Genomic DNA, 14,239 nt, shown 5'->3' on the forward strand with positions numbered 1-14,239 from the left:
AACGGAGTTGGAGATCACGAAGCGATCTGCCATTGCCCCCTCTTGGGTGAATGCAGAAACCCGGATTTCAGCTTGTTCCAGAGATCCGCGCCGAAGATGTTGGAGAGAGACTGGCCTTCGATCCCAGCGAGCATGTTTTCGGTCTTCATTGAGCCCCCCGCCTTCTTAAAGGCTCCGACAAGTCGTCCCAGGACCAGGAGCCGATTTTCTCCCTCAATGCTGATAGTCCCTCTCCCGGGGACCTGGAGGATAGCGGTACTCCCGCCGGTCATTACCAGTTCAACCGTTTCGCCGCCTTGGGCCAAGTTTCGGTGCCGCAGGAATGCAGCACGCAAGTTTTCGGTGTCGAATACCAAGGCCTCAACTTCATCGACCGGGGTCTCAACCAAGTTATCTACGACAGACACCAGCACATTGGCCGCAAGCGTGAACCCAGCGCGGCGTCCGGCGTTCAGAACTAGTCCAATCCCTAGATTGGATCTCGAACGCAGCGCAGTGTCGACCTCGGCATAGCACTTCTCATCCATGAGACGACGGGCAAGGTAGACGGGAATCTGCGCGCCATCGACTTCGAGCGATCCAAGAGCCAGCATATTTGGGTTAATGACTTCAACTTTTTTCGACCGAAACTGCTTGCAGGCATTCTGCTTCAGGTACTGTTCAACCCAGTCCGGCCTGACCCTATAGAGGCGATAGCGGCTTGCTTGGACGACCGGTGCCATCTGTCCCGGAGCAGCGCCGAGCTCGACCATATTGCTTCCCGCATCGACCACCGCAGCCTGGACGCCCATTCCATTCTCGTCTTCGATTAAATCTACGTCGTCCCAGCCGTAAGGGGCAAGAAACCCGAGATCCTGCAGCTTGTCGGCGTCAATGTTTCTTTCTATTAGCCATGCCCCGGTCACCTTTTCTGCTCCGGTATCCCAAAGCGTAAATGCTGCGGGCAGCACGGTGCGGAGGTCCGCATCGGTTGGAGCTCGTCCAACCGCCAGAATTCCCCACGCTCTAAGAAGCCGGTGACCTAGAGCCTGTTCAAAGGTGTCGGCCACGCTCATCAAGCTGCAGGTATTGCCATCGGAAATGGTAAAGGTGAGCGTTTGGTCCTCGCGATGTCCGGAACGCCGATACCGCACTGCAATTTCGACAAAACGTACAGCAACGGCGTTTGTGAAGACCTTTTCCAGCCCGGGCTGACTGTCGATTAGATTACGGACGTTCTGTCCGATGGTTGTTGAAAGGGCAATCCTGTTGCCAAGTGTCCTGATGCTTGCGTCGACCCGTATTAGCCAGACCTCCTTGATAAGAGCCTCCCCGTCCTCCGGGGTGCAAAGGTCCAGATCAGTCAGAAAGCGCGAAATATCGTAGGCCCGGAAGTCGACGGGCTGGTGAGACAAATCCTGCACCAGCACCTTTGTCACGAACGACTTCCAGACCAGATGACGGATGGCCCTCGTGTCTGCGCGGACGTGCAGAAGTCCCGTAGAGGGAACGAACACCACCATAGCTTCACCCGGCGGTCGGAAATAGAATTTCGACACGGTTCCGTCGTCGTCGATCTCGCGCGCGGCCGTTGGCAGGTTCGGATGACGGATGATGTACATCTCTGCCTGGGGTTCTCCATCTTCAGCAGGAATATCGTATCTCTCTGTCCTGCACCCCGAACCCCGCTTAAGGCCCTGTTCCAAGTCTTGAAGAAACTCCTCCAGCGACTTGCCGCCAACGTGCCGTTCATCGTCGCTGACCGGCGCCGCTTGAAATGTCTGATAATGCTTCTCATAACGACGATAGAGCCGCAGATGGAGAACATTCTCGGCCGCTTCGAACAACGGGGTTGCGTCCAGCCAAGCCCAGAGACTTCGAGCGAGCTCGTCATGGTGCGTTAGGAAGGCTGCAGTGTGCACCCCATCATCCTGGTCATGCAGCAAGCCTTCGAGAGCAAACTGCCCTCGTGGTCCGGCAATGTTTGCAATTCGTGTGGCTTCCGTTTCGAGCGGAAGCAGCGTCGACTTGAGCTCGTGGTCCAGCATCCTCAATGCGCGGTCGCGCCCGTCAGGGTGATCCGTCGCAAATCTGTAGTTGGCGAGCCAATCAGATCTTTGAAACGGCTTTCCCTCCATGAACCGCGCTAGCAGGTCTAAAGGAGCTTCGACCAGAACCCGGTGCAGGTTGGGGCAGGTCTTCGTCGGAGCACGGACCATGAATGCCTCCGCAAAAATTCGACTTCGCAAAATTCAACCCAAGGTATATTGGCCCGGCGCTTCTGCGAAGAAGTTTCTGTGGCGACTGTCCCATTTCGCGGTCCCAGTTGGCCTTTGGTTGGCAGATGAAACCGAAAGGTCTGCCATGTCCGGTCCGAACCCACTCTCCCCGTTCCACATGTCCCCCGCCGAACGCCGCGCCGAGTTGTGCCGCATTTTGGCCCTCGGCCTGATCCGCCTGCACATGCGCCAGTCAAGCGAACTATCTGACGTGACTGGAGAAAGTTCGCTACACTTCCCGCCCGAGCAGAGGGGTCATGCAACTCCCAATGAACGGAGAACCGCATGACCAACCATGACCCTATCGCTGCCCGCCTGGCCGCGCTGAAGACCACGCCAACGCCTGCACTCAAGACGCAGTGGCGCGAGTTGTTCGCAACCGAACCGCCGCCCTTCAATCGGCGCTACTTGGAAAGCCGCCTCGCCTACCGCATCCAGGAACTGGCCTATGGCGGGCTGAAGCCCGAGACGATCCGGCGGCTGGAGAAGCTGGGCGAGGAGTTGGATGGCGGCGACAAGAAGAAGCGCAGCATCCGTTTTGACCGGGATCGGCCGATCATCGGCACTCGGCTGCTGCGGGATTGGCAGGGCGTCGAGCACGTCGTCACTGTCACGAAGGATGGCTTCGAATGGCAGGGCCGGCCCTACAAGTCGCTGTCTGCCATCGCCCGCGCCATAACTGGCACCCGCTGGAACGGCTGGACCTTCTTCGGGCTGAAGAACCATCGGGGGCACAGATGAACGCCCCAAACAAAGCCATCGTCCGCAAACTGCGCTGTGCGGTCTACACCCGGAAGTCTTCCGAAGAAGGGCTGGAGCAGGAGTTCAACAGCCTGCATGCACAGCGCGAGGCCTGCGAGGCCTACATCGCAAGTCAGCGGTCGGAGGGCTGGGTGCTGGTCCGCGATCAGTACGACGACGGCGGCATCTCCGGGGGCACGCTGGAGCGCCCCGGCCTGCAGCGGCTGCTTGCGGATATCGAGGACGGGTTGGTCGATGTGGTGGTGGTCTACAAGATCGACCGGCTGTCCCGCTCGCTGATGGACTTTTCCAAGCTGGTCGAGGTGTTCGACAGGAACGGCGTCACCTTTGTCAGCGTCACGCAGTCCTTCAATACCACCACGTCCATGGGGCGCCTGACTCTCAACATCCTGCTCTCGTTTGCCCAGTTCGAGCGCGAGGTGACGGCCGAACGCATCCGTGACAAGGTCCGCGCCAGCCGGATGAAGGGCATCTGGATGGGTGGCGGCGTACCGCTTGGCTATGTTGTGAAGGACCGCCGTCTGGTCGAGCACCCCGAGGATTCCGCCATTGTCCGCTGGGTGTTCAAACGGTTCATCGAGATCGGCTCCGCCACGCTTCTGATGCGTGAGTTGACCGAGCGCGGTGTCACAACCAGTCGCGGCTACCGGATGGACAGGAAGTTCATCTACCGGATGCTGAACAACCGGGTCTACATCGGCGAGGCGGTGCACAAGGGCACCAGCTACCCGGGTGAGCATGCGGCGATCGTCGACCGCGAGGTATGGGACAAGGTTCATGCCATCCTGACGGAAAGTCCGCGCAAAAGGGCAGCCCGCACCCGTGCTGACACGCCGGCGCTCCTCAAGGGGTTGCTCTATGGGCCAAACGGCGCAGCTTTCTCGCCATCGCATACCCGCAAGGGCGGGCGGCTCTACCGCTACTACGTCAGCCAGACGGTCGTGAAGCATGGTGCGGGATCCTGCCATGTTGGGCGCGTTCCGGCCGGAGATATCGAAAAGGCTGTCATCGACCAGCTCCGCGGCGTGTTCCGCCAGCCCGAAATCGTCGCGGGCACATGGAAGGCAGCGAGCGAGCATGGCGCCGACATCAGGGAGGCCGAGGCCAGAGATGCACTGACACAACTTGATCCACTGTGGGATGAACTCTTCCCCGCCGAGCAGGCGCGCATCGTGGCGCTGCTGGTCGAACGGGTGGACATTGCCACCGATGGGCTGAACGTCCGACTTCGGGTCGATGGCCTCGACGGCCTCGTTAGAGAGATGCAGGCCGGAGTCATGGGAACACCAGCATGACCCGAGGCACGCCGATCCCCCAGACAGTGACGCTCCACGTCCCCTTCCGCATCGTGAAACGCGGTGGGCGGAGGGAGATGCAGCTTCCCGAGGGTGCCACGCAGCCGCGCCAGACGGACAACACGTTGGTCAAGGCACTGGCGCGGGGCTTTCGCTGGAAGCGGATGTTGGAGTCGGGGGAGGTCGCGTCGATTTCGGAGTTGGCTGAGATGGAAGGCATCGCCTTCACCTATATGGCCCGTGTCCTGCGCCTGACCCTGTTAGCGCCGGACATCGTCGAAGCGGTTCTGGACGGTAGACACGGGTCGGAGGTCAGCCTGACACGCTTGCTAGAACCATATTCGATGGCCTGGTCGGACCAACGCACTTCTCTTCTGTAGGAGTTCGCTTTCTGCTTGTGTCCACGCGACTGGCTCCCATACCTTGTATCTTGGGATGAAGCGGCAGTCAGGATTGCAACGTCACGCTACGAGGCAATGTAGCGACGAGGCAGGCGACCCTCGCCATTCTTTAGTTCTACACATTGCGGAGCGGTTTTCATGATCCCAGCCGAAAAGAAAAGGGCAGACGCAAATCCAACCAAGGCATTCTTCGTTCGCATGATAACCCGGGATATCACGCTGGAAGATTGTATTTTCGATTTGGTGGACAATAGTATTGACGGGGCTTGGGAGCTGTCTGGGGGTCACCCGCTAAGCCTCGATGACAAAACGAATCTCTCTGCCTATAAGATCAGCATCAGGATCGAGGAGGATCGCTTCGAAATTTCAGACAACTGCGGCGGCATCACCCTAGATGACGCGGTCGAATACGCCTTCACTTTTGGACGAAAGGACAAGGCTGAGACAGAGAACTTCAGCATCGGGGTCTACGGTATTGGTATGAAGCGAGCGATTTTTAAGCTTGGGACACAGATCGACATTCGAAGCACCTATGAAATTGACGAGAATCTGGAATCCTTTCGCGTACCGATAAACGTTGAGGCCTGGTTGGCTTCGGGTGACGAGAACTGGGACTTCGACATTGAAGAGTCAGAGCACTTGGACCAAAAGGGGGTCAAAATCACCGTCTCTGATCTCACCGAGGCAGCAAGAAGGTCTTTCGAGAGCCCAAGATTCATCAAGAACTTGAGGCGCTCAATAGCTCGCGATTACGCACTCCACTTACACCGCGGTCTCGTAATTGAGGTTCAAGGCAAGCCGGTCTCTGGATGGACAATTGAGCTTCGTCAGGGTGGAGATTTCAGCCCCATGCGAGCTCAGTTTGAGAATGTGATGGACGGCGAGAGGGTTTTTGTCGAAATTTTGGCCGGCATGGCCGCTCCACCTCCGAACGACAGCGAACCCAGCGAAGACTTCGACGATGATCAGAATACTTCCGGATGGTATGTCATATGCAATGGAAGGATAGTTCTGGCTGCTGACAAAACGACTGTCACGGGCTGGGGAACCGAGGGCTGGCCTCAGTGGCACCCTCAGTACACGGGGTTCATGGGCATCATAGTTTTCTCTTCTCGACGCGCTGACCTCCTGCCATTAACGACAACAAAGCGTAGCGTAGACGAGACATCGGCGGTCTACAGACAGTTTCGCCCAAAGATGCGTGAGACAACAAAAGAGTGGATCTCATACACAAACACCCGAAAGCAGATTAGAGAAGAAGCAATTCAGAGAGAAGCAGCCGCTAAGGCTGTGCCAATATTCGAGGTGGCCATCCGGCAGGAGGTGGAGCTTCCCAGGATCATTCAAAAGACAAAGGTCCCGGAAGCAAATGTACTTTACACCGTCCCGCGGCAAAGGTTAAGAAGCCTCGCTTCGGCATTTGGCAATATCAACATGGCTTACAAGGACGTTGGATTGAAGTCCTTCGAGTACGCCTTTAAAGATCTTGTGGGTGATGAGTAATGGCATCGTTTGATTCAGTCAACTACAGCATTCGTCCGAGTAAGAGCGTCCAGAGAGGATTGGTTTTTGAGGGATTGCGTCGGATCGCCGGCGCTATTGATCTTGGAAATGCTGTTTATGTAGGCTTCGGTTCGATTTGGTTCACCGACTTCATTCAGGCGCACAGGGTTCTCGAGATCAATGACATGGTGTCTATCGAGGCAAATGAAATCGGGTTTAAACGTGCGACCTTCAATAAGGTATATCGAACGATCTCTGTGATGGAGGGGCGAGCAAAAACCCGGCTTCCAGATGTTCTTGGAATTGATGGATTCAGTGCTCGTCCTTGGATAATTTGGCTTGACTACGATAGTGCGCTTGACGAGGAGATAGTTGAGGACATGCAATGGGTGGTGACGAATGCTCCGCCGAATAGCGTCGTCCTGTTCACTTTCAGTGCGACCCAAAATGCGTACGGCAAGCCGGTCAACAGAGCTGACCGGATCCGGGCGCTTTTGGGTGATGTAGTCCCAGACGAGCTTTCCAAGGAAGAATGCGAGAAGGAGACGCTTCCGACAACACTTGCAGGTCTAGCAGCTGATTTCTTGAAGTCGGAGGTCGCTGATGCGGCGCGGCCTGGCGGCTTCATTGAAGCCTTTAGGCTATCATATCTTGACAGCGTTGCCATGGTTACTGTGGGTGGAATTCTGCCGGCTAAGGGGGCGGCGGCCGCCGCTCGAGCCATGATAGATGACAAGTGCTGGAATGGCATCGTAGGGGAAATCATCGAAGCTCCTCCAATGACCCTCCGAGAAATCGCTACGTTGCAAGCAGAACTGCCGACCGTCGCCAACTTGACCCGTGCACGTATTCAGGAGCTCGGTTTCGACCTACATGAGAGACAAATCCGTTCTTTTCAGCAGTACTACAAGTATCTGCCGAGCTTCGCAGAAATCGTTGCATAGGTTCGTTCGGATAGTTCAGACCCAGATTAGGTGCCGAGGTCCGTTCCACTCGAGCCTTAAAAGAACAAGCTCATGGCCGACCACGTAACGGCGGAGCGCCGCTCGTACATCATGTCCAAAGTCGGCCAGAAGGACACCTTGCCCGAACTTGCCCTCCGACGCGCTCTTCATCGGCTCGGGTATCGCTTCAGGCTCCATCGTCGTGATCTACCGGGCAGCCCAGACATCGTGTTTCCGTCGCGAAAGAAGGTTGTGTTCGTGCACGGCTGCTTTTGGCATGGTCATGGCTGCAGGTGGGGCAGACTGCCCAGGTCCAGGCCAGAGTACTGGCAACCAAAGATTGAAACAAACAGAGAACGAGACAACAAGGCCTTAACCCAGCTACGGGAAGCTGGATGGGAACCGATGGTGGTCTGGCAGTGCGAGCTGAGAGGCCTCGATGGAGCCGTCGGCCGCGTCGAAGCCTTCCTGAGAAGCTAGGTTTCGCTGGTCAATCTGGAGACACATCCATATGTTGGGTAGAAACCTTGGAGGCTACAGAATGGCGAGACCGATTGGAGTCGATTTGTTCTCAGGCGCTGGCGGGATGAGCTTGGGCTTCGAACAGGCAGGCTTCGACGTGGTAGCTGCCGTTGAGATTGATCCCGTTCACGCAGCGGTCCATAAATTCAATTTTCCCAACTGCGCAATTATCCCGCGATCAGTAAGGGACGTCTCCGGCATCGAGATCCGCGCAGCGGCCGGCATAGGGGATCGGACCGTCGATGTCGTCTTGGGCGGAGCTCCGTGCCAGGGGTTTTCGCTGATCGGACAACGCGCAATTGACGACCCACGAAACTCGCTGGTCAAGGATTTCGTTCGCTTAGTCCGGGAGCTCGATGCGAGCTACTTCGTGTTCGAGAATGTGAAAGGCCTCACTGTCGGACGGCATCGAAAGTTTCTTTTTGAGCTGATCGAGGAATTCGAAGAAATCGGATACTCCGTCCAGCGCGATTGGCGGGTCCTTAACGCAGCAGACTATGGCGTCCCGCAAGATCGTCAGCGCTTGATTCTGATGGGTGCAAAAAGGGGCCGCGCTCTTCCGGCATATCCCAAGACGATTGCCGAGCGTCCGACCTGCCAAGATGCACTCGCCGATCTTCCAAACGCAGAGATGTTCGATCTCCTTCTTCATGCTGACTCTGTCCAAACGGTGGCCCTCGGAAAACCGAGCGCCTATGCCGAGGCGCTGCGGGGACTAGGTAACGATTCATGGGGTTATGGGCATCCTCGGATCTGGGATCCTTCACGGTTGACCTCCAGCGCACGCACAGAGCACACTGAGATTTCCCGTCGACGCTTTAGGGAAACCGAACAGGGTCGCGTCGAACCCATCTCGCGTTTGTTCAAGCTGCCAGCCGACGGTGTGTCGAATACTCTGCGGGCAGGAACAGATTCTTCGCGTGGAGCGTTCACCAGCCCGAGGCCAATTCACTACGCATACGACCGGTGTGTAACTGTGCGCGAAATGGCGCGCCTCCACGGCTTTCCGGACTGGTTTCGCTTCAACGTCACCAAATGGCACGGCGCACGCCAGATAGGGAACTCGGTGCCGCCGCCGCTCGCTCGCGCGGTTGGCAGCGTCGTCATCGCAGCGCTCGGGATTCCCCCCACACGCCCGACTGAAGCCATGGGTCTTGGAGAAGAAAAGCTCCTTAGTATGGGAAATACTGAGGCTGCAGCATATTTCGAGGTCCAGAACCCTATCGGGCGCCGAGACAAGAAAAGTGGTGCGCGCAAGCGTAGGCAGGAAGAAACCGAGGCGTCATATGCCCTTAACAGGGGGATGCAACACATAGATGGCGTCGCTAGCTAGCGTCAATTCCTCCAGTGCCGACGCTTCGGCCCGCTTCACGGCTGCGAACTCGGTCAGATAGAAACCGACTCCTCTAATAGTGCGCAAACCGATGGGAACGACGGTGTCTACCTTTGCTTCAGCAAACGCAGCGCGAACTTGGTTTATAATCTGGCTTTGAATCAGCGGATCTTTCGCCTGCTTCGCTTCACAGGTAACGAGAACGGACTCTGGGCGTTGCGGATCGCCAGCCTTACCCAGAAACAATGCGTCGATCTCGGTAGATCGCAGCTTGATGCCCATTTGAAGATGAGCCAGTTCCAGCAAGGGAAACGCAGCCGCCACCGCGAAATGGGTCTCGACGACACGCAAGTTGATCGCTGTCTGGACCTGCCAGGTCTCGTCCGAACGTCCGAGCGACTTGGATACGAGCGGAATGCTGATCGATTGGACCGGATATCGCGGCGCGTCTTGACGTACTCCGAACGCATCGAGAAATGGCTCGACCTGGCCGAAGCGGTAGGGGATGAACTCGAAACACTCCCCGTCGCCGGTCCGCTGGACAGCAGTGTAGCGTTTGGCCGCGACGGAGGCCGGCCAGTTGCTGGATGCGTTGGCGCCGCGCAGTAGATCTTTCATGAAGTTCGCTGGATTACGGTCGCTTAACGTCAAGCCGTAAAGATCAGTGCATTCTCGAATGGCCTGCGCGACATCGTCTAGGCTCATCAGGCTCTTGTCGAGAGCGCCTGTCGATACGTTCCAGTACTTGTCAAACAAATGCTCGACGACTTTCGTTTTCTGTGATCGTGCCAACCTGCGCGCCTTCAGCTTGCTAGGAAAGATAATCGTCTGAAGCGGACAGCGCGTGCAATCCCAAATTGGCAACATTATGCGAGACCGCTGCCTCGCTCACACTGTCGAAGAAGGCTGCGTCCAACTGCGGTTCGTCCCAAGGATCGGAGACTGAACGCCAGCGGTCCAAGCGGTCGCGGAACTACGGATCGTCGGTCTTGAGGAAAAAGTCGTACAGCCGGTTGACGATAATTTGCATCAAGTGCCGCATCTGGTCGACGAGATGGCATGGTTCGGCGCCTGGAATCTGGCTGCCTTCGGCGTCCGTGAGGAACACGTCTTAGTAGTCGCTCTTGCAGTTGACCGGGACGATCTCGGCGTGCATCTCCTCAGTCTTCGTGTTGCGCGAGCAGATCATCGCCTTTTTTCTGGCCAACTGGGATGTGATGCGCAGTTCTTTGGCTAGCTTCAAGCTTCGGATCCTTGGGGTGCGGGTTCATGTCGTTTCGCGAACATATCATCAAGAGCCACCTCGGTTCGGCCCTTCCCGCTTCCGCTAGGCTGAGAGATTTGGCTTTCCCGACTGGATCATTGAACAAACGTTTTGCAGACGGCGAAAAATCGACGATGCAATCCTTTTCCAGATGCGGCTACCGTCACGCAGCGTATTCCTGAGGATCGCCATCGCCGCGTCGTCGATCTTGTGAGAGTCGAGGTCCGGTTTAGTTCTCCTCGGCTCCTACGCGAGCGATCCCGTCTTCGTTAAAAATTCTTAACGGCCGAGGGCGTTTGCTACTCCGGAGGGAGCAATGAGCGGGTTGGATTTCTGTTCCTTCCTACTGACGCCACCGGCGTCGAAATATTCAGGTGGCGCGGGAATTATTCTCACTTTCTTCAACTGATTACGGGCTCTGAACCGGTTGCTCGGAGTCGAGAGGCCCGGAGAATATCGGGCTCCGGAGACCGCTTCCGAGCGTCTTTGCGAGGGGGCCGGTTCACAGCCCCTCCCGCACAACCCTCTAAAACAACGGAAAAATCCGGCCGCAGCCGGATCGGGAGAACGCTTTCTCAAGGGAAATTGGCGGAGGAGGTGGGATTCGAACCCACGGTAGAGTTTCCCCTACGTCGGTTTTCAAGACCGGTGCGTTAAACCACTCCGCCACTCCTCCGACCTCTGCGCTCTAACGGCTGGAGTCTGATTCTGAAAGGGGACGCCTGGGGCGAAATCCGCTGATCGTGAAGGGGCTGGGATGCCTCTGCCCTTCCCACCGCCCCTACAAGACGATATGGTACCGGCATTGGCAGGCGCGCGTGGTGCGGACAAGGGCGGAAACAGCCCGTGGGGAAGCCCATCCGGTCAGGCAAGAACAGCAAAAAGCGCAGCATTCAGATTGCGCAGCATTGAGGGCGGAAGATGGCACAGGCAGCACTTCGGCACATTGTTTTCGGACTTGCAGCCTCCGGGTTGCTTATGGGGTGCGTGCAAGGCACAGGGTCGGGCGGCGTATCGGGCTCGCCCGCCGCACCAACTGCGCGGGCGGCGGCGGCCGGGGATGTCGAGGCGCCTGAAGTGTTTCAGGCCACGGACAGTGCCCTGTGGGACGGCCGCCCTTCGCTTGGCGGCATCTGGGTCGCTTCACCCGATGTGCAAAACCCTGAACGGGTTGTCATGTTCAATCCGGCAACAGGCAAATCCGTGCAAGGCGCGCTCTTCAAGCGGGAGCGTGACAATCCCGGGCCGCGTTTGCAGATTTCATCCGACGCTGCAGAAGCACTTGGCATTCTGGCTGGCCAACCCTCTGAAATCCGCGTGACCGCCCTGCGCCGCGCCGAACCCGAGGCCCCGGCTGCGGCGACCGCTCCGCCCGCCGAAGTGGCTGCCGCCGACGGCACTGCCGCAGAGGGCGGAACGGAGGCCGAAGGCGGCACCGATCTGTCAGCCGAAGCAACGGCCGCCGCCGCGACGGCAGCGCTTGCCGCTGCCGGATCCGTCGCGGCAGACGGAGCGGCGGAGGGAGCGGCTGCGGCAGACGGGGCAGTCTCTGCTGATGAGGTCGGCGATACGGCTGATGCAGCGGTTGCAACGACAGAGGCGCCCAAACGCAAGACTTGGAAAGAGCGCCGCGCCGAAGCCAAGGCTGCGCGCGAAGCCAAGAAGGCTGCCGCTGCTGCCGCAAAAGCCGCCGCCGCTGCTGGTGCGACGGCTGACGGAGCCGCCGAAGTTCCGGCTTCCCCCGAAGCGGCCGGCGTTGCCGAAATCGAAACTGCGCCGCTGGACGCCACGGGGATTGCCACGGCAGTGCCTGAGGCAACAGCCGAGGCCGCGCCCGCAGCCGAACCGGCCAAGACCCGACGCCAGCGCCGCGCCGAGGAAGAGGCCGCTGCAGCCGCTGCTGCAGCAGCCGCGGCCGCTCCAGTCGTCGAGGCGCCGGCGGCAGCCGGTCGGACGATCCAGGTGGCATCGTTCTCGAAGGAAGAGAACGCCACGCGGGCGGTTCAGGCGCTGGAAAAGATCGGCGTGACCGCCCAGGCGCGGAAATCCGAAACCGGCGGCAAGGCCGTCTGGGGTGTTGTCGCGACAGGCGATGCCGAACTTCTGAAATCCATCAAGGCCGCCGGCTTTGCCGACGCCTTCTTCCTGCAATAGCCAAAGCTGTTCCTCATGATGCGACTGATCCGACATATTGCCACCTGCCTTGCGCTAGCGCTGGGGGCCCTGCCCGCCCATGCGTTCGAAACGCAGGCCACCGCCGCCTGGGTTTACGACGTCACGACCGGGACAGTCCTAATGGACAAGAACGCCGACCAGCCGGTTCCCCCGGCATCGATGTCAAAGCTGATGACCATCAACATGCTGTTCGAAGCCCTGCGTGACGGTCGCGTCACCATGGAGACAGAGTTTGCCGTCTCCGCGCGCGCCAAGGCGATGGGCGGATCCACCATGTTCCTTCAGGAAACCGATCGGCCCACCGTCCGAGACCTGATTCATGGCATGATCGTGAACTCGGGCAACGATGCCTGCGTTGTCGTCGCCGAAGGCCTTGCTGGCACGGAAGAGGCTTTTTCGGCCCAGATGACCGAACGCGGCCGCGCCCTTGGCATGACCGCTTCTGTCTTTGCCAATGCCTCTGGCTGGCCCGATCCGACCCACCGCATGTCGATGCGCGACCTTGGCATTCTGGCCCAGCATCTGATCGAGGATTTCCCTGAATACTACCCGATCTTCGCTGAGACCGAGTTCAATTACAAAGACCGAGCACCCGACAACCGGTTCAATCGCAACCCGCTTCTGGATCTGGGTGTGGGCGCGGATGGTCTGAAGACCGGCCACACGCAAGAGGCAGGCTATGGCCTTGTCGGCAGCGCTAAGCAGGGCGACCGCAGGGTCATCTTCGCGATCACCGGCCTGCCAAGCGAACAGGCCCGTGCCGAGGAATCCGAACGCATCGTTGCTTGGGCCTTCCGGCAGTTCTCGGAGAAGACCGTTGCCAAGACCGGCACCAGACTGGCCGAGGCTGAGGTGCATCTTGGAGATGTTGATATCGTCGGTCTGGTGCCGGCAGGAGATGTCCGTCTGTTGGTCCCCGCCCTGGTGCAGGACAGCGTGACGGCCGAGGTAGTCTACAACGGCCCCCTCACCGCACCTGTGGCCATGGGCACGCCGGTGGCCGAGCTGATCGTGCATGTCCCGGACCTGCCCGACCGCCGCTTCCCCCTTGTGGCCGAGGCTGACATTGGCAAGGCCGGATTCCTGCGTCGGCTCACCGTCGCAGCTCAGTCGCTTTATGGGCAGTACATCGGGTCGCCGGCCAGCTGAATGGCCGGGCTTTTCCTCAGCTTCGAAGGAATTGACGGGTCCGGCAAGTCCACCCAGGCCCGCCTGTTGGCCGAAGCGGTGCGGGCCCGGGGCCACGCTGTCACCCTGACCCGCGAACCCGGCGGCAGCCCGGGCGCCGAAGAGATCCGCCGTCTGGTGCTGGAAGGCGCCACCGACCGCTGGTCCGCCGAAACCGAGATCCTGTTGTTTACCGCGGCCCGGCGCGACCACCTGGAAAAAACCATCCGCCCGGCGCTGGACCGGGGTGAAATCGTGATCAGCGACCGCTTCGCCGATTCCACCCGCATATTTCAGGGCATAACGCGGGGCGACCTGACCGCCACGGTTGATCGCCTGCACGCGCTGATGATCGGGCTGGAACCGGACCTGACGCTTCTATTCGACCTCGACCCTGCCAAAGGCCTTGCCCGCGCCACCGCCCGCGCCGGAAAGGAGCTGCGGTTCGAAGACATGGGCCTCGCCTTCCAGCAAAAGGCCCGCGATGGGTTTCTTGCCCTCGCCGCCCAACATGCCCGATTCCGCGTGATCGACGCGGATGCCGATCAGGCTGTCGTGGCTGACCGCGTGTGGCATACGGTCTTGCCTCACCTCGGCTGACGTGTTTGGCGGCAT

At 59.0% G+C, this 14,239-nt stretch carries 14 protein-coding genes and 1 tRNA gene; 10 read left to right on the forward strand and 5 right to left on the reverse strand.

What is annotated here, in order from left to right; translation table 11 throughout:
• Positions 1 to 14 precede the first annotated feature (14 nt).
• Entirely contained in the window at positions 15 to 2,198 is a 2,184-nt protein-coding gene (locus EI545_RS02325) for a hypothetical protein (protein WP_125323981.1), read from the reverse strand.
• A 345-nt stretch (positions 2,199 to 2,543) separates the two neighbouring features.
• Between EI545_RS02325 and EI545_RS02335 the strand changes: the two genes are divergently transcribed.
• The 7 genes from EI545_RS02335 (at position 2,544) to EI545_RS02365 (ending at position 9,018) form a co-directional block, all read left to right on the forward strand.
• On the forward strand, positions 2,544 to 2,999 hold the full coding sequence (locus EI545_RS02335) for a DUF2924 domain-containing protein (protein WP_125323982.1): 456 nt from the start codon (positions 2,544 to 2,546) through the stop codon (positions 2,997 to 2,999).
• Complete coding sequence (locus EI545_RS02340) at positions 2,996 to 4,315, forward strand: recombinase family protein (RefSeq protein ID WP_125323983.1); 1,320 nt, start codon at positions 2,996 to 2,998, stop codon at positions 4,313 to 4,315. The genes EI545_RS02335 and EI545_RS02340 overlap by 4 nt, the downstream gene beginning before the upstream one ends.
• Positions 4,312 to 4,695, forward strand: coding sequence for a hypothetical protein (locus EI545_RS02345; RefSeq protein ID WP_125323984.1), 384 nt, complete (start codon positions 4,312 to 4,314; stop codon positions 4,693 to 4,695). The genes EI545_RS02340 and EI545_RS02345 overlap by 4 nt, the downstream gene beginning before the upstream one ends.
• A 159-nt stretch (positions 4,696 to 4,854) precedes the next feature.
• The gene (locus EI545_RS02350; RefSeq protein ID WP_125323985.1) at positions 4,855 to 6,219 is read left to right on the forward strand and encodes an ATP-binding protein; all 1,365 of its coding nucleotides are present in this window, start codon (positions 4,855 to 4,857) and stop codon (positions 6,217 to 6,219) included.
• On the forward strand, positions 6,219 to 7,163 hold the full coding sequence (locus tag EI545_RS02355; protein WP_125323986.1) for an O-methyltransferase: 945 nt from the start codon (positions 6,219 to 6,221) through the stop codon (positions 7,161 to 7,163). Before EI545_RS02350 ends, EI545_RS02355 begins: the two co-directional genes overlap by 1 nt.
• 111 nt (positions 7,164 to 7,274) lie before the next feature.
• On the forward strand, positions 7,275 to 7,643 hold the full coding sequence (locus EI545_RS02360) for a very short patch repair endonuclease (protein ID WP_342776572.1): 369 nt from the start codon (positions 7,275 to 7,277) through the stop codon (positions 7,641 to 7,643).
• A 106-nt stretch (positions 7,644 to 7,749) separates the two neighbouring features.
• A complete protein-coding gene (locus tag EI545_RS02365; protein WP_245990248.1) occupies positions 7,750 to 9,018 on the forward strand; it encodes a DNA cytosine methyltransferase in 1,269 nt (422 codons plus the stop codon).
• Here EI545_RS02365 and EI545_RS02370 read toward each other — a convergent pair.
• From EI545_RS02370 to EI545_RS02375, 4 genes are all read right to left on the reverse strand, one after another.
• Positions 8,968 to 9,810 carry a hypothetical protein gene (locus tag EI545_RS02370; RefSeq protein ID WP_245990250.1) on the reverse strand — a complete coding sequence of 281 codons (843 nt, stop codon included), beginning with the start codon at positions 9,808 to 9,810 and terminating at the stop codon, positions 8,968 to 8,970. The two genes, EI545_RS02365 and EI545_RS02370, sit on opposite strands and share 51 nt — an antisense overlap.
• A gap of 181 nt (positions 9,811 to 9,991) precedes the next feature.
• Positions 9,992 to 10,126 carry a hypothetical protein gene (locus tag EI545_RS21730; RefSeq protein WP_281275741.1) on the reverse strand — a complete coding sequence of 45 codons (135 nt, stop codon included), beginning with the start codon at positions 10,124 to 10,126 and terminating at the stop codon, positions 9,992 to 9,994.
• Between the two features lie 3 nt (positions 10,127 to 10,129).
• Positions 10,130 to 10,261, reverse strand: a complete 132-nt coding sequence (locus EI545_RS21735) for a hypothetical protein (RefSeq protein ID WP_281275742.1) — start codon at positions 10,259 to 10,261, stop codon at positions 10,130 to 10,132.
• 607 nt (positions 10,262 to 10,868) lie between these two features.
• Positions 10,869 to 10,958, reverse strand: a tRNA-Ser gene (locus EI545_RS02375).
• Between the two features lie 311 nt (positions 10,959 to 11,269).
• Between EI545_RS02375 and EI545_RS21810 the strand changes: the two genes are divergently transcribed.
• Genes EI545_RS21810 through tmk form a run of 3 tightly spaced genes read left to right on the forward strand, consistent with a single transcriptional unit; the run spans position 11,270 to position 14,224 of the window.
• Positions 11,270 to 12,436 (forward strand): SPOR domain-containing protein, encoded by a 1,167-nt coding sequence (locus tag EI545_RS21810; protein WP_425471627.1) that lies wholly within the window; start codon positions 11,270 to 11,272, stop codon positions 12,434 to 12,436.
• 18 nt (positions 12,437 to 12,454) lie between these two features.
• Positions 12,455 to 13,606: a D-alanyl-D-alanine carboxypeptidase family protein gene (locus tag EI545_RS02385; protein ID WP_125327200.1), complete on the forward strand. Its 1,152-nt coding sequence runs from the start codon at positions 12,455 to 12,457 to the stop codon at positions 13,604 to 13,606.
• The gene (gene tmk / locus EI545_RS02390) at positions 13,607 to 14,224 is read left to right on the forward strand and encodes a dTMP kinase (RefSeq protein WP_125323989.1); all 618 of its coding nucleotides are present in this window, start codon (positions 13,607 to 13,609) and stop codon (positions 14,222 to 14,224) included.
• Positions 14,225 to 14,239 lie beyond the last annotated feature (15 nt).

Source organism: Tabrizicola piscis (assembly GCF_003940805.1).
Classification (GTDB): Bacteria; Pseudomonadota; Alphaproteobacteria; order Rhodobacterales; family Rhodobacteraceae; genus Tabrizicola; species Tabrizicola piscis.